The sequence below is a fragment of the Acinetobacter sp. ABJ_C4_1 genome (assembly GCF_044538495.1).
Lineage (GTDB): Bacteria > Pseudomonadota > Gammaproteobacteria > Pseudomonadales > Moraxellaceae > Acinetobacter > Acinetobacter nosocomialis_A.
The window spans coordinates 292449-308441 of record NZ_JBIUCQ010000001.1 but is presented as its reverse complement, the minus strand read 5'-3'; the positions used below and the strand labels follow the sequence as shown (position 1 = coordinate 308441).

General features: G+C 36.3%; 17 protein-coding genes. 6 read left to right on the top strand and 11 right to left on the bottom strand.

Annotation, left to right across the window (positions count from 1 at the left end; all coding sequences use genetic code 11):
• The first annotated feature begins 692 nt into the window (after positions 1-692).
• The gene (locus tag ACIF8R_RS01405) at positions 693-1019 is read left to right on the top strand and encodes a hypothetical protein (protein WP_263614116.1); all 327 of its coding nucleotides are present in this window, start codon (positions 693-695) and stop codon (positions 1017-1019) included.
• Here ACIF8R_RS01405 and ACIF8R_RS01400 read toward each other — a convergent pair.
• The 6 genes from ACIF8R_RS01400 to ACIF8R_RS01375 form a co-directional block, all read right to left on the bottom strand.
• The gene (locus tag ACIF8R_RS01400; RefSeq protein WP_263614117.1) at positions 1016-1486 is read right to left on the bottom strand and encodes an AnBLUF65 family BLUF photoreceptors; all 471 of its coding nucleotides are present in this window, start codon (positions 1484-1486) and stop codon (positions 1016-1018) included. The two genes, ACIF8R_RS01405 and ACIF8R_RS01400, sit on opposite strands and share 4 nt — an antisense overlap.
• Before the next feature lie 162 nt (positions 1487-1648).
• Positions 1649-2011 carry a NirD/YgiW/YdeI family stress tolerance protein gene (locus ACIF8R_RS01395; protein WP_396478581.1) on the bottom strand — a complete coding sequence of 121 codons (363 nt, stop codon included), beginning with the start codon at positions 2009-2011 and terminating at the stop codon, positions 1649-1651.
• Positions 2012-2296: 285 nt separating this feature from the next.
• A complete protein-coding gene (locus tag ACIF8R_RS01390; protein WP_396478579.1) occupies positions 2297-2941 on the bottom strand; it encodes a glycosyltransferase in 645 nt (214 codons plus the stop codon).
• Complete coding sequence (locus tag ACIF8R_RS01385) at positions 2938-3537, bottom strand: class I SAM-dependent methyltransferase (protein WP_396478577.1); 600 nt, start codon at positions 3535-3537, stop codon at positions 2938-2940. Before ACIF8R_RS01385 ends, ACIF8R_RS01390 begins: the two co-directional genes overlap by 4 nt.
• Positions 3512-4306, bottom strand: coding sequence for a PIG-L deacetylase family protein (locus ACIF8R_RS01380; protein WP_263614120.1), 795 nt, complete (start codon positions 4304-4306; stop codon positions 3512-3514). The genes ACIF8R_RS01385 and ACIF8R_RS01380 overlap by 26 nt, the downstream gene beginning before the upstream one ends.
• On the bottom strand, positions 4294-5268 hold the full coding sequence (locus ACIF8R_RS01375) for an acyl-CoA dehydrogenase (protein WP_396478575.1): 975 nt from the start codon (positions 5266-5268) through the stop codon (positions 4294-4296). The genes ACIF8R_RS01380 and ACIF8R_RS01375 overlap by 13 nt, the downstream gene beginning before the upstream one ends.
• Positions 5269-5566: 298 nt before the next feature.
• Here ACIF8R_RS01375 and ACIF8R_RS01370 point away from each other — a divergent pair, with 298 nt between their 5' ends.
• A complete protein-coding gene (locus ACIF8R_RS01370) occupies positions 5567-5800 on the top strand; it encodes a DUF2171 domain-containing protein (RefSeq protein WP_024439164.1) in 234 nt (77 codons plus the stop codon).
• Positions 5801-5949: 149 nt separating this feature from the next.
• Here the strand turns inward: ACIF8R_RS01370 and ACIF8R_RS01365 are convergent, their stop codons facing one another.
• The 3 genes from ACIF8R_RS01365 to ACIF8R_RS01355 all read right to left on the bottom strand — a co-directional run bounded on the left by ACIF8R_RS01365 (position 5950) and on the right by ACIF8R_RS01355 (position 10509).
• Positions 5950-7347, bottom strand: a complete 1398-nt coding sequence (locus ACIF8R_RS01365; RefSeq protein WP_396478573.1) for an amino acid permease — start codon at positions 7345-7347, stop codon at positions 5950-5952.
• A gap of 102 nt (positions 7348-7449) precedes the next feature.
• Positions 7450-9018 (bottom strand): CoA-acylating methylmalonate-semialdehyde dehydrogenase, encoded by a 1569-nt coding sequence (locus tag ACIF8R_RS01360; RefSeq protein WP_396478571.1) that lies wholly within the window; start codon positions 9016-9018, stop codon positions 7450-7452.
• A gap of 108 nt (positions 9019-9126) precedes the next feature.
• Positions 9127-10509, bottom strand: a complete 1383-nt coding sequence (locus tag ACIF8R_RS01355) for an aspartate aminotransferase family protein (RefSeq protein ID WP_151750396.1) — start codon at positions 10507-10509, stop codon at positions 9127-9129.
• 97 nt (positions 10510-10606) lie between these two features.
• On the opposite strand from ACIF8R_RS01355, the gene ACIF8R_RS01350 reads away from it, so the two are divergent.
• The 4 genes from ACIF8R_RS01350 (at position 10607) to ACIF8R_RS01335 (ending at position 14574) form a co-directional block, all read left to right on the top strand.
• Positions 10607-11524, top strand: a complete 918-nt coding sequence (locus ACIF8R_RS01350) for a LysR family transcriptional regulator (protein WP_396478569.1) — start codon at positions 10607-10609, stop codon at positions 11522-11524.
• A gap of 225 nt (positions 11525-11749) precedes the next feature.
• A complete protein-coding gene (locus tag ACIF8R_RS01345; RefSeq protein ID WP_396478567.1) occupies positions 11750-12367 on the top strand; it encodes a hypothetical protein in 618 nt (205 codons plus the stop codon).
• Positions 12368-13093: a hypothetical protein gene (locus ACIF8R_RS01340; protein WP_396478565.1), complete on the top strand. Its 726-nt coding sequence runs from the start codon at positions 12368-12370 to the stop codon at positions 13091-13093.
• A gap of 323 nt (positions 13094-13416) precedes the next feature.
• Positions 13417-14574 carry a hypothetical protein gene (locus tag ACIF8R_RS01335; RefSeq protein WP_396478563.1) on the top strand — a complete coding sequence of 386 codons (1158 nt, stop codon included), beginning with the start codon at positions 13417-13419 and terminating at the stop codon, positions 14572-14574.
• A 55-nt stretch (positions 14575-14629) separates the two neighbouring features.
• Here the strand turns inward: ACIF8R_RS01335 and ACIF8R_RS01330 are convergent, their stop codons facing one another.
• Together ACIF8R_RS01330 and ACIF8R_RS01325 are read right to left on the bottom strand one after the other, a co-directional pair.
• Positions 14630-15190 (bottom strand): TetR/AcrR family transcriptional regulator, encoded by a 561-nt coding sequence (locus ACIF8R_RS01330; RefSeq protein ID WP_396478561.1) that lies wholly within the window; start codon positions 15188-15190, stop codon positions 14630-14632.
• A 416-nt stretch (positions 15191-15606) separates the two neighbouring features.
• Positions 15607-15990: a hypothetical protein gene (locus ACIF8R_RS01325; protein WP_396478559.1), complete on the bottom strand. Its 384-nt coding sequence runs from the start codon at positions 15988-15990 to the stop codon at positions 15607-15609.
• Positions 15991-15993 lie beyond the last annotated feature (3 nt).

The following is a 15993-nucleotide window of genomic DNA, read 5'->3' as shown; positions in this document are numbered from 1 at the left end:
CAAAAAAGTAAGCCAGCGCAGTCATCTCTACGCTGGTTAAAAATTCAAATTTTAACTCATTCTTCTATATCATTTTATTGATTGATAACATGTTCACTTGCTTATCACAATTTACAAGTTAGATTTAAAAAAAATATTACTCTCCTTCACTTATTTAATATATTTAATCCCTAAAAATATAAATTTTATTTATTAAAAAATATTTTCATAAAACAATTATTTATCAAACGTTAAAAAATTTTAAATCCAAACAACTCCTGACAAATAATTAATTTAACTTTTTAAAATTAACTTTCTAAAGCCGATGTTACTTTTTGTTATTTATGTAAAGCTCATCTCAACAATATTTTTAACTAACTAACTGTAATATAACAGTTTTAAATAAATTAATTTTGTAAAATTAGATTATTTTTTATACAAATGTAGGCAATCTCTCACAACCATGTAAGCCAAAGCTTACAACACAAATGATTGTTTTTCCTATAATTAATTTCAGTACATATAAGCAATCTTTACTATTAAATAGAAAGCTGAATATTAATAAAGAGATCTGGAGAAAATGATAAAGTCATCTTTATTAATATAAAAACTCTTAATAATAGAAAAAGAATCTCAAAAAATTAATATGTACTATCTTTCCTCTGGAAACAGAGGAAAGATACCTTTTAAAATATTCAGATAGGATATAGAAAATGTTTATCGCAAAAAATATATTTGTATATTTACTATCAATGTTAGCGTTGTGCTTACTAATTATTTTCTTTAATTATGTAGGAATGAACGAGACGCTTAATCTCTTAATTTCTTCGGCACTCTTCGGAATGTTTATTACGTGGTACTACAAAGGTAGTGGACTGTGTATAGCCCTTTTTAGTTTTTTTTACTGGGCAATGTTTGTGATTAGTCAAAGTTTAGAAGTGATATGGATGCTTTCGGTTTCAATGATTGTATATTTAGTCATGACTAAAATTGTACCTAAACTCAAGCACATCCATATCGGTATAGCTTCAAATAGCTAGAATGGGTTTACTCCCCGATTCACCATTCCAACTTTCTTAACCGTATTAATTTTAGTTTGCTCTGCAATTAATAGTTCATTTAAGAAAAATTTGAGATTTTGTTGATTCAGCAAAATCGGGTTAAAGGTATTCTCTCCCATGCCAAGAAAGAAAGCCTCAATATTTGTATTGCGTTGCACATATTTCATTGACCAACGTTGAAAAGAGTTTTCTTCAATGGAATATGTGCACAACCATTTAATATTGTAGTGCCTTTGATCTTTTTGAATCTTCTCAAATAGCTTTTCAACAATCTCTTTTTCGCCTTCTAAACATTGAAAAAATGCATTATCGGCATAATACAGCACCCCACATATCTCGTTTAAATCGTTGAAGTCACGAGCTTCAGTCAGGATATCACGCAAATCTTGTAGCAAATCTTCATTATTTTCATTTCGTTGGCTGGCATAACACAGTCGAACGTTCATAAGACTTCCGTGAAATCTAAAATTTCATAATTAATGGAATTTTCAACTTAACACACCTTTATTAGAAATACTTTATATTTCATTATTATAAAAAAATCGCAATCTTGCTGATTTCCATAAAAAAACCCGAAACTAATTCGGGCCTTTGCATTTTAAATTGTATTATTTAACACGTTCAATTTGTAAAACTTCAATATCGGTCGGTTTCATACGATGAGTATCAACCTCACCTACAATGCGAACTTTATCGCCTACTTTTAATTCCCAACCCTTTGCTAAATCATCATCTACCTCAATGATGATTGAGCCAGTTTTATCTTTAAACTCATAATGGTCACCAGCGATATGTTTAACAATCGTACCTGTTAGAGTGACACCAGTTTCATCAGCCAAAGTTTTTGCTTTTGAAACAGTGACTACATTTTTTGTAGCTTGATTCAGTATCGCCGGATCAGTTCTCGCAAATGCTGCACTACTACCTAATAAAACGAAGCTAGTAATCGTGGTGATTAGTATTTTGTTCATTAAAATTTCTCCTCTTCTTTTATTCATAGTTATCTAAACAATTTCTTGAAACTGTGAGTTTTAGCTTTTGTGATTTTTTGTGTAATCGTGTCAGATGTACCATATTCTTGTTGGGGAGTATTTTTACATTGACTCATTTTTTTAATCGTTATAATGAAAAAAAACCACATCGGGTGATGTGGCAAAAAGGTATAACTCAATGAATACTGAAACAAATGTATACCAGAGGATATAAGTTTAGAATATAAATCAATTATTAAAATAAACTTAAGAAAATAATATTAATTAAAGATTTTCTAAAAATTTTGATAAACCTTCGGGTGCTCTTCCTTCTAGTCGACTACTGGTGGTTACTCGAACTAAATTGCTCCATGTAATATTGCAGCACTGCCTGATCAATTTCTCAATCAGTGAAACATCTTCATGACAAGGAACCGGCTCAAAACCACCAACTTGCATATAAGCGGCAGCACTAAAGCTTAAATTTGCCCCATGAATATGATGATGATCCATACAGTCTTGATAATGTGACAAATACTTTTTTTGTTTCATAACCGATAAACGGCTCAGGTCATCTAAAGTCACAATACCGCAAATTGCATCGGTAGGTTGATGCAAAATTTGGCAACGTAACCAGTCTGGGCTAACCACACTATCGGCATCGGTACAGGCAAGCCAAGTTGCTCCATTTTGAATAAGTTGGCGAATACCTAAGTCCCGTGCCTTTCCGACACAAGCATAATTGCATTCAATCCAGCTTACTCCGTAGCGCTGTACAATTGAGCGCGACTGGTCTGTACAGCTATCAAGCACGACCATGACCTCGACTTGTTCATCTGGTACTTTCTTTATCGCATCCTGAATTGACTGCAAACAGGCTGGCAAATGTTGCTCTTCATTATGCGCTGGAATTACAACACCTATTTTCATCGTAATTGTTCCCGCTGAGCTGTTGATGAAGGATTAACCGTCCAAACATCGACCATAAAGTCCGGATCGTTCAGACTTAAATAGTGATGAAATGGAAAATATTGCTGAAAGCTTTGGTGGACTTGCTGGGCATTCAATTCAAAATCTTGAATATCATGTCGCCAATGGCAACATAAAATTTCGCCTTCGGAGTTTAGTGCATGCTTTAATTTTTTAATGAACTCACCTAACTCATCGAATGTGAGGTAATACGCCACTTCACTAATTACAATCAGGTCAAATTTTTGTTCATACAATTCTTCAGGTATTTTTCTATTTTCAACAGTTACATGCTCAAATGATTGTAATCGCTGAGTCGCCAAATGAACGGCATGCTCAGACACATCTATACATAAAAGATGAGCCGCACGCTTTGCCAAATGAACACTTAAATGCCCATTTGAACAGCCAATTTCTAAAACATTTTGATAGTGTGGTCGTGTTAATAATGCAAGGCAGATTTGTCTTTTACGGGCTTCGTACCAGTGATAATCATAGCCCCATGGATCATTATTACTACGATACAACTCCTCAAAATACATACGAGAATGAGTCACTCAGATATACCTCATAAGGCATTAAAAGACGGCTAATTGCACTTGAAGACAAAACTGCGGAATTTCCTGTGCTTTCATCGGCTTCAAGTTGTGTTTTAAATTGCATAACCGCCTGATGTTTTTTAATTAATTGGTTTTCAGTTAAGGCATAAGCTTTTGCTTTGGACCAATTAATACGTGGGTCTAAAGGCTCTGCCCAATGCCATGCCCAAATCAATACATGTAGACAGAGTAACTGATGAGCTTTTGCAAAGGCCTGTACCGTTTTTCCAACGGCTTCGTGGTCAGGATGGCCATCAAGTGCATAGCTACAAATTAAAATATCTTCAGGCTGAACGATTCTGCTGAGCGCTTGAGTCAACTGATGAGTCTGTAAATGAATCTGACCATCCGTTAGATTTAAAGCAATTCGTTCAGAAAAATCTGACACACCAAGACTGTCTAAAGCAGCTAAAGTTTCTTGTGGCCGTAAATCGTTTAATTCATCTGGGCTGTATTTTGTTGAGTGCGGGTGGCTTTGTGTTCCATTACTAACTGCCACAATAACAAGGTGACAATTTTCTTTGACTAGCTGCTGCATTAAACCGCCACAACCCAGCACTTCGTCATCGGGATGCGGAGCGACAATCACCACTCTTTTAGATTGAAATAACTGTAAATTCAGCCCGTCTAAAGGATGATTTTTAAATGCCTCTAGCCACCTGAACTTCGGTGTCCCTTCACCTGAAATCACACGGTCTTCGACCAAGGGATGCGTTAAAGTTCCCATAAGCTTTTCTCCGGCAAACAGAGCTCTGCAATAGACTCATAGTCAAAAGCTGCATGGCTCTGTCGAATAAAGACAGGCAAATCAGCAATGAGCTGTGAAAATGTAGCTTCTTCACAATAAGGCCGTGCACCTAAAGCTTTGCCAACGAGTTGAATAACACTCTGGCAGCATTGTTCTGTTTGGGCACGTAATATACGGATTTCACGCTCATGGCTGAGCATAGGTTCGTCATCTATAAGCTTGGCAACATATTGAAAATACTGCTTAGTTACAGAGAGCTGTTGAGCTAACTCTCCCAAATACATTTTTTTAAATGCATTTGGATGGGTTTGGCAGCTTTTCTGTAAAAAACTGACTAAGCGTACCGCCGCACCATACCAACAGGCCCCGACACCGGCTGCACCATGCCAAAATCCTGGACGTTCCAAATAGCGATTTGGCTGACCTATAGCAGTAACGGGAGTATTGTCAAAATATACTTGGGCTGTTTGGGTTCCTTGCATGCCCACTGCTTGCCAGTGACGTAGGTCAACTTGAACCGAAGGATGAGCCAATTCAACAATACAAAGCTGTGCTTGGCCTTGTTTGTCCTTATAGCTCATTAAGGCTTTTTGAATAAACTCAGCACCTGAGCACCAAGTTTTTATACCACTACACTGATTGTTCTCTACTTGTACGGGTACTGGTCCACCCTCTGCTGCCCATACGGCCCAAGTCTGATCGTCTATTTCATCTTGATAACCAAGTTCATTTAAAATACTTAAGGCATCACAATGTGATTCAAATAATTTAGCTAGACTTAAATCATACCCTGCCACTTGAGCAAACATTTGCCACCGCTGATAGGTTTGACCTGAAGCTGGATAGGGTAAATTTTTAGCTAATCTTACCAATTCGCGAAGCAAATCTTGGCGTAGCTGACTTTTGTTTTCAGGCTGAGCATGCTCGAATTCACTCAACATACTCAAGACTGTCATATTTATAGATATTTTAATATTCATTACAAATAATTATTCAAAAGTATTCACTTAAACATATCGAAATAATTCTGTTTAATTAAAGATATAAAATGTAATGAAAAGATATTTTCTATAACTTTATTAAATGAATATTTCTTTTTATTTCATTGTTATCTAAATATATCGCTTAAGTGAAATTATAAAATAATCATGTAAGGTTTATTAAAAAACAAAGATTTCTGCTGTTTTATCCAGTAATTTAGTTTCTACCGTTTTTCTATTTCCAAAGAAGAGGTCCAAAATGAGTACTTTAAATATTAATGATATTAAAAAACATGCAGACGTTATTGCTTCTTGTGGTACTAAAGTAGGGACTGTCGATCATCTAGAAGGTGAAAATCAGTTGAAACTCACTCGTGATGAAAATGATCAACATCACCTTATTCCTACTTCTTGGATTGGGGAGGTAAAAGATGATCAAGTCATTTTAAATAAAAACTCAAAAGAAGTTCAAGAAAACTGGCAAGCCATTTAAACTTCTTTGCACAGTGATTTTCTAACTGTGCAGCTTATTTAAAAATATAAACAACAATTAAAATAAAACAATTAGAATTAAAAAAGTAAAAAGCTCCTTTTCATTAAGGAGCTTTTTATTTATAGCATTAAATTTTTTATTTAATATTTTTATAAGTTACTCTGATTTATCGCAACCGAACGGGTTGCTTTACGCTTTCGGGTCACAAATAATCCGCAACCCACCACAGCTAAAGTCACACCTAATGATAAAGTGGTTTCATAACTATACGCTGGTGAGAAAAACATATAAGCCAATACACTTAAAATAATGATAATCACAAACCAAGTGAGCCACGGAAATAACCACATTTTAAATGGAATTTCCGCTCCAGCTGCCTCGAGCTTATGTCTTAAACGCAATTGTGAAAACGCAATAACCAAGTACACGAGTAAAGCAATGGAACCTGTACTTGAGAGCAATAAGCTAAAAACTTTTCCCGGAAATACATAGTTAATGACACAGCACACTAAACCAATAAAAGTTGAGGAAAACACCGCAATTGCCGGTACACCTGCATAATTCACTTTAGTCACTGCCTGTGGTGCTTCATGACGTGTTCCTAAGCGAAATAACATACGAGAAGACGTATAAATTGCCGCATTCATACAGCTCGCTACGGCGATAAACACGACCGTATCAATAATAAGTTTAGTGCCCGGTACGTTTAAGCTCATTAAAACATATTGGAATGTCCCGTACTTTTGTAAGTCCGGTGAACGCCAATCGACAAGTGAAACGGCAATAAACATTGAGACCACAAAGAAAAGAATAATACGGTACAACACAAGGTTCGTTGCACGTCTAATTTTCTGTTTAGGGTTAGATGACTCGGCTGCGGCAATCGAGACAATTTCCACCCCAAAGAATGAAAATGCCGTGATTAAAATGGCAGATAAAATGCCTCCCATACCGTGCGGCATAAAACCTGCGTTATTGTATAAATTGGCAACTCCACTGACATTTTTAGCTAAAGGCCAAACACCTGAAATTGCCAAAATACCAATAATGATAAACCCAATAATGGCGACTACTTTGACTAAAGAAAACCAGAACTCAAACTCACCAAAACTTTTGGTACTAAAAAAGTTGGCTAAGCTTAAGAACACAATAAAGCAAAATGCGTAAATAGAAACTGAAACGCTCGGAAACCACGAATGTAAAATTTCTGCGCCAGCAATGGCTTCTACCGGAATCGCAAGTACCCAAAACCACCAATACAACCAACCAATGGTAAAGCCTGCCCACGGGCCAATTGCTTTACGTGCATAGGTAGAAAATGAACCTGTGTCCGGCTCTAAAACGGCCATTTCACCTAACATGCGCATCACCAGAAATACCATAATGCTGGTAATCAGGTATGCAAGAATCACTGCCGGGCCTGCTTTGGCAATTGCAGAAGATGAACCGACAAATAAACCTGCGCCAATAACACCGCCAATACTAATCATTGTGATATGGCGATTTGAGAGTCCTTCGCCTAATTTTTTTGTTGTATCATTATTCATATTTCATTCCTTAAAAATATATCCATAAAAACAATCTATTACATGTCAAAATCCTACAGTCATGAAAAAAGGGAAAACTGCTGTTTTCCCTGATAGTAATAATTAATTTAAAGTCGGCATTGAGAACTGTTTTGCTTCACGGACTTGAGCAGATGGCCAGCGCTGTGTAATGGTTTTACGGCGTGTGTAGAAACGGACACCATCTGGACCATACGCATGTAAATCACCAAACAATGAACGTTTCCAGCCACCAAAGCTATGGTAAGCCACAGGTACCGGTAAAGGCACATTAATACCGACCATACCGACTTGAATGTGACTGCTAAAATAGCGAGCTGCCTCACCGTCACGGGTATAGATACAAGTACCGTTACCATATTCATGGTCATTAATGAGCTGCATCGCTTCTTGCATACTATTCACACGCATAACTTGCAACACAGGACCAAAAATCTCTTGGTGGTAACTAGTCATGTTTGGTGTGACTTGATCAATTAAAGTTGGCCCAACAAAGAAACCTTTTTCATAGCCTGCCGGTTTTGCATCACGGCCATCTACCACAATTTTTGCGCCTTGCTGCTCTGCACTTTGGATATAGGCTTGTACTTTGTCTTTATGTGCTTGGGTAATAAGCGGCCCAAAGTCGTTGCTTGCATCTGCATAGTTGCCGAACTTCAATTTTTTCATTTCTTGAGTGAGCTTATCAATCACAACATCGGCAACTTCATCTCCAATAGCAACCGCAACCGAAAGTGCCATACAACGTTCGCCCGAAGAGCCAAAAGCTGCGCCTAACAATGAAGTCACCACGTTATCAATATCGGCATCCGGCATAATAATAGCGTGGTTTTTTGCACCGCCTAATGCTTGGCATCGTTTACCTGTTGAAGTCGCTGTACGATAAATATATTCAGCAATTGGTGTTGAACCCACAAAACTGACTGCCTGAATACGAGGATGGTGCAATAAGGCATCTACCGCTTCTTTATCACCATTCACCACGTTAAACACGCCGTCGGGTAAACCCGCTTGTTTTAATAGTTCTGCAAGGTATAAAACCACAGAAGGCGCTTTTTCAGAAGGCTTTAAAATAAAGCAGTTACCGCAGACTAATGCCATTGGGAACATCCATAAAGCCACCATGGCAGGGAAGTTAAATGGAGTAATGCCAGCCACAACACCTAGCGGTTGGAACTCGCTCCATGAGTCGATATCTGGACCGACATTTTTTGAAAACTCCCCTTTTAAAAGCTCTGGTGCACCGCAAGCATATTCAACATTTTCAATACCACGTTGCAATTCGCCTTGAGCATCATGAGAAATTTTACCGTGCTCTTGCCCAATCAAAGCGCAAATCTTTTCGGCATTTTGTTCTAATAATTGTTTGAACTTAAACATAACACGCGCACGTTTAATAACTGGTGTATCTCGCCATGCAGGAAATGCTTGCTCGGCCGCCTGAACTGCTTCATTTACCGTTTGAGCATCTGCAATTTCGACTTCTTTACTAATTTCACCCGTCGCAGGATTGTAAACTGGCTGTTTTCTTGCCGTTTTAGATACAATTCTTCCTTGAATGAAATGCCCTAGCACTTTTTTGGCTTGTTCACTATGCGTACTATTTTCAGTTGAAACTTCTTCATAGCTAAAATCTTCTAGGCCATTTGTCATTGTTGTTACTCCTTACTACAATTAATTTTCAGATCAAACTATATTTTTCATTGGGTTTCTAAAGAGCATCTATTACCGTTATAGATGCCCATGAAATGTATCTAAGCCTTACTTCACTTGATAAAGCGCATCACCCACAGCATTCAATAAACGGTCAATATCTGCTTCTGTACTGTTAAACATTGGACCGAACTGAAGCGTGTCGCCTCCAAAGCGAACATAGAAACCTTCTTTCCAAAGTTTCATACCAAGTTCAAAGCCTCGGATGGTGGCATCGCCATCACGCGGAGCTAACTGCAAAGCACCAATCAAACCACAGTTGCGAATATCTAAAATGTGCGGTGCGCCTTTTAAGCCATGTAGCATTTTTTCAAAACTTGGTGCCAACGCCGCCGATTGAGCTAACAGGTTTTTCTTTTCTAAAACTTCAAGCGCAGCTAAAGCAGCCGCACAAGCAACCGGATGTGCCGAATAGGTATAGCCGTGAGTAAATTCAATGGCGTGTTCAGGTAAGTCCTGCTGCATAAAGGCAGAATAAATTTCATGGCTTGCCACCACACCACCTAAAGGAATGGCACCGTTGGTGACTTGTTTAGCAAAGTTCAAAATATCCGGTGTTACACCAAAATATTCGGCCCCCGTCCAAGTTCCTAGGCGACCAAAACCTGTAATCACCTCATCAAAAATTAACAAGATGTCATGCTGATCACAGATCTCTCTTAAACGTTGTAAATAGCCCGTTGGCGGCACAATACAACCCGCCGAACCAGAAATAGGTTCAACAATGACAGCTGCAATATTTGAAGCGTCGTGTAGTTCAATTAACTTAAGCATTTCATTAGCAAGTTCTACCCCACCTGTTTCTGCACAGCCTTTGGTAAAAGTTAAATTTGGCTGCAAGGTATGCGGTAAATGGTCTACATCCATAAGTTGACCAAACATTTTACGGTTGCCGCCAATCCCGCCTAAACTTGTCCCCGCAACGTTTACCCCATGGTAGCCACGAGCACGACCAATTAATTTGGTTTTGCTTGGTTTACCTTTAATACGCCAATACGCACGTGCCATTTTTATAGACGTATCTGCCGACTCCGAACCTGAGTTGGTAAAGAAAACGTGTTGTAGTTTTTCAGGCATATGCTGAACAATTTTATCTGCCAGCTTAAAAGACAATGGATGACCAAATTGAAAAGCTGGTGAGTAGTCGAGCTGACCTAATTGAGCACTCACCGCTTGTTGAATTTCGGGTAAGGTATGCCCTGCACCACACGTCCATAAGCCTGAAAGTGAGTCATAAATTTCACGGCCCGAATCATCAATTAGGTATGACCCTTTTGCGCCCACAATCATGCGCGGGTCTTTAGCAAAGTTTCGATTTGCAGAGAAAGGCATCCAGTGTGCCTGATAGTTTATGTGCATATTATTATTAGGTTGAACCGCATCCAAAGTATGCTCTGAGTCGCTAAATTTATCCGTATCAAACATAACCATTCCTGTTTATTTTCAAATTATGGTTTGAGTGTACATAGCGAGATAAGTTTGATAAATTCAAATTATCTTGAGTTTAGATTTAAAAAAACAAAACTAAATGAAACCTAAAAAATTAAATCAAGTCACTGATTTTGATATAAAACTTCTCAAAATATTTAAAACAGTTTGTGATTGTCACAGCTTCACATCTGCTGAAAGTATTCTAGGTATTAGCCGCTCTGCAATTAGTTTGCATATGAGTGATTTAGAAAATCGTTTGGGTATTCGACTATGTCAGCGAGGCCGTGCCGGATTTGCCCTCACCGATGAAGGACGGGAAATTTTAGAATATATTGAAGTACTCACAGCAGCCATTGAAGACTTCCGCTCTAAAGTCAATCAAATGCATAACCGCCTTAAGGGTGAGTTTAATATCGGCATTATTAACAACCTTGTGACTATGCCTAGAGGCTATATCACCAACACCTTGACTCAACTTGCCGAAGAACATGCCGAAGTTATTATTAATATTAGTATGAGCACCCTTTCAGATATTGAGTGCCGTGTGCTCGATAACCGTTTGCATGCAGGCGTTATTCCCCTTGTGACGCCTTTGTCTGGTTTAGACTATTTCGACTTATATAGTGAAAGTTCATTTTTATACTGCGGCAAAAATCATCCTTTATTTAACCAATGTAGTAGCATCAATTTAAATGAATTAAAAAAGTGGCAAGCCATTCTTCCTAATTATGCCATTACCTCGGAAGCAGCAAAGTTACATCAGCTTTTAGACTGTAAAGCGACGGCAAGTGACCGCGAAGGGATTGCCTTTCTGATTTTAACTGGCAAATTTTTAGGTTTTTTACCTGACCACTATGCAAAAAAATGGGTTGAAGATGGTATGATGCAACCTGTTTTAAAAGATAAAATGCACTACAGTACCCCGATATGCTTAATTACGCATAAGGGTAAAAATCACAATAATATTTTAAAAACATTTGTAGATATGCTTGAAAAAATAATCAGCAGTGATTAAAAATATTTAATAGATAGACATAAAAAATAGATAAATTCATAAAAATGAGCTTTTTTTATTTAACACAACTTGATAAAACTTATTAATCTTAAATTTAAGCCTTTCTTCATTAATATAAAAATACCGCTCAGAATAGAATTATTAATTATAAACATGTATTATGCGCGCCTAAACTTACTTTACTTAAAATTAAATAATAGTTTTCATTAACTTCAGAGGAAAATAATGAATAAAACAATTACAGTTTTATTAGGAACAATATTAGTGAGTTCTCTTTTAACTGCTTGTGGCGGAAGTGATGATAATGTTTCCTCATCTGGTGAAACAAAAAATAAGGATGAATCATTTCAGATGAGCACTAGTATAGGTTCTGTTGCGACAGGAATTAATGCAGTAGCTTCTAATGGTAACATTAAAATTGGAAATGGTACTAATCTTGGTAACAACTCAAACTCTCTACCTACGGATATAAATGTTATTAGTACACCACCGACTACTACTGTAGATCGCTCTAAAGATGATGCCGTGGTTATCAATGGTAGCATCTCTCACAAAGGTATTGATACGAGCGCAAATAGTGACAGTGTAGATACTGAATTTCTCGATGCAATCATTACTACAAACTGCTCTACCCCAGACAATGGAAAAACTTATCTTGTTACAGAAACTGGTTGTGTAATTAAAACTCTAACAAGTACCCAAACTGGGATATGTACTTCTTCAACCACTATGAAACTATTATCTGGTACAAACCTTTCAAAGAAATATCTTATTAATAACGGCAGCAGTTTTAACTCTAGTAACAATCTAAGCATCAATAATATTAGTTATAAGTGTATTTAAATGATGTCTTCTAAAGTAATTGTATTTGGTCTCGTCTGTTTTGGGCTAGGCTATGGTGTTGCTTTAATAAATATAGATGATAAGTCAGCACACTTATCATCTGTTTCGTCCGATAAACGCGTAATAGCTGATTTAAATACAACATCAAAAAATATAGTATCACAACAATTATTAGATTTTTCTTCTTCAAAAAATCATGTTATCCCTACTGAAAATATTGCACATATTCGGTCTTTTTTAAATGCTTTACCTGAAAAAGAATTAGATTATTACTTATCCAAAGCATTCCCTTTAAATGACTTAACTAAAATTCAAGACAAAAAAAAGTTCTCAGAACGCTTGCTCGAAGAACTATCAACAAGTTCAAAAAATTATGAGAATAACTTACCGGGCGAGATTGTGGTTTCTAGGAACTTGGCAAATAACACTCAGCCTGAAAATATGAATCAAATCTATAAAAATCAAAAAATTACTGCTCATTATGATACTTTTGGAAAAGTTACACAAACCAATCAAGTATTTGTAAAATGGACCAATCAAAATACTGGTGAAGTATTATTATTTTCACCTCAAAAAATTAATGAAAATAGTAATCAGAATTGGGTAAGTTATGCACCTTCTGAAGGATGGAAACCAGGTACATATGCAATAGAATATTATGAAATGAATGATCAATTGACCCCAATTGCTCAAACAAGCTATACAATCAATCAAGTGTTGAAGTGACATCAAAAGATGTCCACTTCACTATAAAATTATATTTAATCAATATATTACAATAAAAACTTAGATAAAAAAACTTCCCTTAATGCTGATCTGATTGTATCTATTTAAGTCTAAAACATCATAAATAATAAGCACTGTAATCGCCTATCTGTTTTCTTAATTTATTTTTAAGTCCATATAATTTTAGTTTTAGATAAAAAACAAACACTCAATTTATTTAAATCAATTTAATATTTAACAAATATAAATTAACAGTCTGTTTTTAATCAATAAAAAATATATAATCACCCCGCAAAGTAAACATAAATACTTAAGGTTTATTCATGAAAAAAATTTCAACTTTAGCAGTTTCTATTTCATTTATTATGTTAACGGGGTGCGGTGGAGGCAGTTCAAGCTCTAATAATACTGAAAATGTATCATCACAAGCTCAGGAACAATCTACTCAAAATGTATCATCGCAAGCTCAAGGGCAATCTACTCAGAATGTAAATAGTCTAAAGTGTGATAGAGGTATTCTCTTAAACTCTTCGCTTTCAACCAATACAATTTTTGATGAAACACTCTATTCTCTTACTTTTAGATCTAAGGAAATTTCTTCAGGAGATCTTCCAACTTCAATTCCACAACTTTATGCATATGAAATTAAAAGAAATGATCAAATGTTATATGCTTATCCAAAAGCACTTTACAATATAACTGCTGATGAAATTGAAACTACTTTAGCTGCAGATATTGTACAAAGTTACGACCTTAACTCTTTCGGTCTTTTCACTAAAAAGACATATCAAAAGCAAAATAATGGTTGGCCTTTAGGTTATGTCGTTGCATCCCAAGGCTCACAAATTACAACTGCTCGATTTAATGATAGTTGTAATTTAAATTCAGATAATGTGAGTTACGACTACGAAAAAATAGATGTTTCAGGTAAAAAAATATCTGACATATTCCCATCAAATATTTTAACAAGTCGACCAAAAAATATAGACTACTTATATATGAGTGATCTATTAACTCTAACCCTTAAAAATAATCAAACTGCTTTTACGAGCTTATTGAATAGTAATGAAACCTTCCCAAGTGGTTCTTTTGTTTATGTACCAAAGTCTGTAATTTATAACAATACAGAGTTTTATTTCTCTGACAACAATAGCACTAATTTCAAAACCGTAGCTGAATGGCAACAAACCCTTTATCCAAAAGCTAAATATAAATTTGATACCGTTGCTGGCTATAATGTGACTTACTCTGTAGACAGTGCAGGAAACCAAATTTATTCTGGCGGAAAAGACCCTGCTATTGAAATGAATGGCAAAATTTATGACGGCGAATGGCAAGTTAAAGGTAATGTTGTTTCTGAAACATACGGTGAATCAGCAACTATGTGGACCACTAACTATGAAACAAAAGGAAAATTTGCTTTATTCAATAAAGCGAGTTATGACTTTCTTGCTACCCAAATCCAAACTTACTATAAGTAAAATTTAAAACTTGTATATCCCAAAGTACCTTGCCAATGTACTTTGGGATATCTATCTAAACCAGTCCAACCTTTAATAAAAAATAATCTAGCGCCTTATCTGTTTCACCTATACTGCTGTTATCCACAAGTGGGATAATTGCACCCTCAATCACATATAAAAAGAGTCTGGCCTCATTAAATGATGCATCCGCTTTTAATGTTCTAAGTACGCTATAGATTTCATTGGTCAGCCATGTTCTGTACCTTACCGCGGTTTGATAGGCGTTTGGATAGCTATTTTTAGTTTCAAAAACAGCCTTAAATAATAAGTAATATGGCCCTTCTATATCGCTATGTAAAAAATAAAGTTTCTTGAGTTTATCTATTGCGGCTGTGTCATGGTCATACTCCACCAGTTCGGTCACTTGGTCTTGAAGTCGCTCTTTTTGCACGATTAAACAAATATCAATAAAACGTTGCTTAGAGTGAAAATAGTTATAAAACGTCATTTTTGTGACTTCGGTTTCCCTCACAATCTTGTCGACACCAACAGTGTGAAACCCACCGTGATGGAACAGATGAATCCCTTTTTTTACAACTTCAAAAGCACGTGTTGGGAGCGTTAAATTTGGCATAGTTTTACCGTTATAAAATAAATTTTTGTTGTATATAAAAGAGATATAAAAATCTGTGCCCTTTCTGGGAGAAAAAAAGGCACAGCAAAACCCATAAAGACTGTGCTTGGCACATCTCGAGTTTTATAGTTGCTAAGTTTTTGGTCGTGATGATTTAAAGCTTGATAAACCTAATGGCGATCAAACTCGTTAACAAACTAAGTTGTGTTGTTATAGCTTTTGGCAAAGGCTGCCAAGAAATAGTGAATGTGCAAAGCCAACTCCTTTTTATTGGGAGTTCTGCCAGACATTAAAATTATGGTGTATGTAGTACCTAATCAGAATAGATGAGAAAAATAAGCCTCGTACTCTCAGTTGGCTTGAGGCTTGGTAAATTCATTTCAATAGCACCCGTTTAAAGATGCTATATCAAATAATTAATGGTTCTTTTTAGAGAATTTATGACCTTTAGGAAGTGGAGCATCACATGGTTGATCCGTCTTTACATCGACCATTTTCACTGGCCCATCATTGTAGACCGTTACTTTACAGCCTTTTACAACATATTCCTGTTCAATACCACCGTACCTTTCATCATCAGAAACGGGAGCTACAGAAGTTACACCATAACAAGCTCCATCAGCACCACATTCAACCTCTACTCCACTAACATCAGCTCCACCCGCTTCTGCCACTTCTGCTCCAGCAGCTTCCATTGCATCAACCTCTTCAACCTGTGTCTTTGCTGCATATGTATTTGAAAGACTCATCATCAGAAAAACTGCAAGAAAGAACTTACTACTGCGTTTTATTGAATTCATGTT

Bases quoted from the DNA above. Each gene is read 5' to 3' on its own strand.
- ACIF8R_RS01405 (WP_263614116.1), top strand. From the start codon at position 693: ATGTTTATCGCAAAAAATATATTTGTATATTTACTATCAATGTTAGCG.
- ACIF8R_RS01400 (WP_263614117.1), bottom strand. From the start codon at position 1,486: ATGAACGTTCGACTGTGTTATGCCAGCCAACGAAATGAAAATAATGAA.
- ACIF8R_RS01395 (WP_396478581.1), bottom strand. From the start codon at position 2,011: ATGAACAAAATACTAATCACCACGATTACTAGCTTCGTTTTATTAGGT.
- ACIF8R_RS01390 (WP_396478579.1), bottom strand. From the start codon at position 2,941: ATGAAAATAGGTGTTGTAATTCCAGCGCATAATGAAGAGCAACATTTG.
- ACIF8R_RS01380 (WP_263614120.1), bottom strand. From the start codon at position 4,306: ATGGGAACTTTAACGCATCCCTTGGTCGAAGACCGTGTGATTTCAGGT.
- ACIF8R_RS01375 (WP_396478575.1), bottom strand. From the start codon at position 5,268: ATGTTGAGTGAATTCGAGCATGCTCAGCCTGAAAACAAAAGTCAGCTA.
- ACIF8R_RS01370 (WP_024439164.1), top strand. From the start codon at position 5,567: ATGAGTACTTTAAATATTAATGATATTAAAAAACATGCAGACGTTATT.
- ACIF8R_RS01365 (WP_396478573.1), bottom strand. From the start codon at position 7,347: ATGAATAATGATACAACAAAAAAATTAGGCGAAGGACTCTCAAATCGC.
- ACIF8R_RS01360 (WP_396478571.1), bottom strand. From the start codon at position 9,018: ATGACAAATGGCCTAGAAGATTTTAGCTATGAAGAAGTTTCAACTGAA.
- ACIF8R_RS01355 (WP_151750396.1), bottom strand. From the start codon at position 10,509: ATGGTTATGTTTGATACGGATAAATTTAGCGACTCAGAGCATACTTTG.
- ACIF8R_RS01350 (WP_396478569.1), top strand. From the start codon at position 10,607: ATGAAACCTAAAAAATTAAATCAAGTCACTGATTTTGATATAAAACTT.
- ACIF8R_RS01345 (WP_396478567.1), top strand. From the start codon at position 11,750: ATGAATAAAACAATTACAGTTTTATTAGGAACAATATTAGTGAGTTCT.
- ACIF8R_RS01340 (WP_396478565.1), top strand. From the start codon at position 12,368: ATGATGTCTTCTAAAGTAATTGTATTTGGTCTCGTCTGTTTTGGGCTA.
- ACIF8R_RS01335 (WP_396478563.1), top strand. From the start codon at position 13,417: ATGAAAAAAATTTCAACTTTAGCAGTTTCTATTTCATTTATTATGTTA.
- ACIF8R_RS01330 (WP_396478561.1), bottom strand. From the start codon at position 15,190: ATGCCAAATTTAACGCTCCCAACACGTGCTTTTGAAGTTGTAAAAAAA.
- ACIF8R_RS01325 (WP_396478559.1), bottom strand. From the start codon at position 15,990: ATGAATTCAATAAAACGCAGTAGTAAGTTCTTTCTTGCAGTTTTTCTG.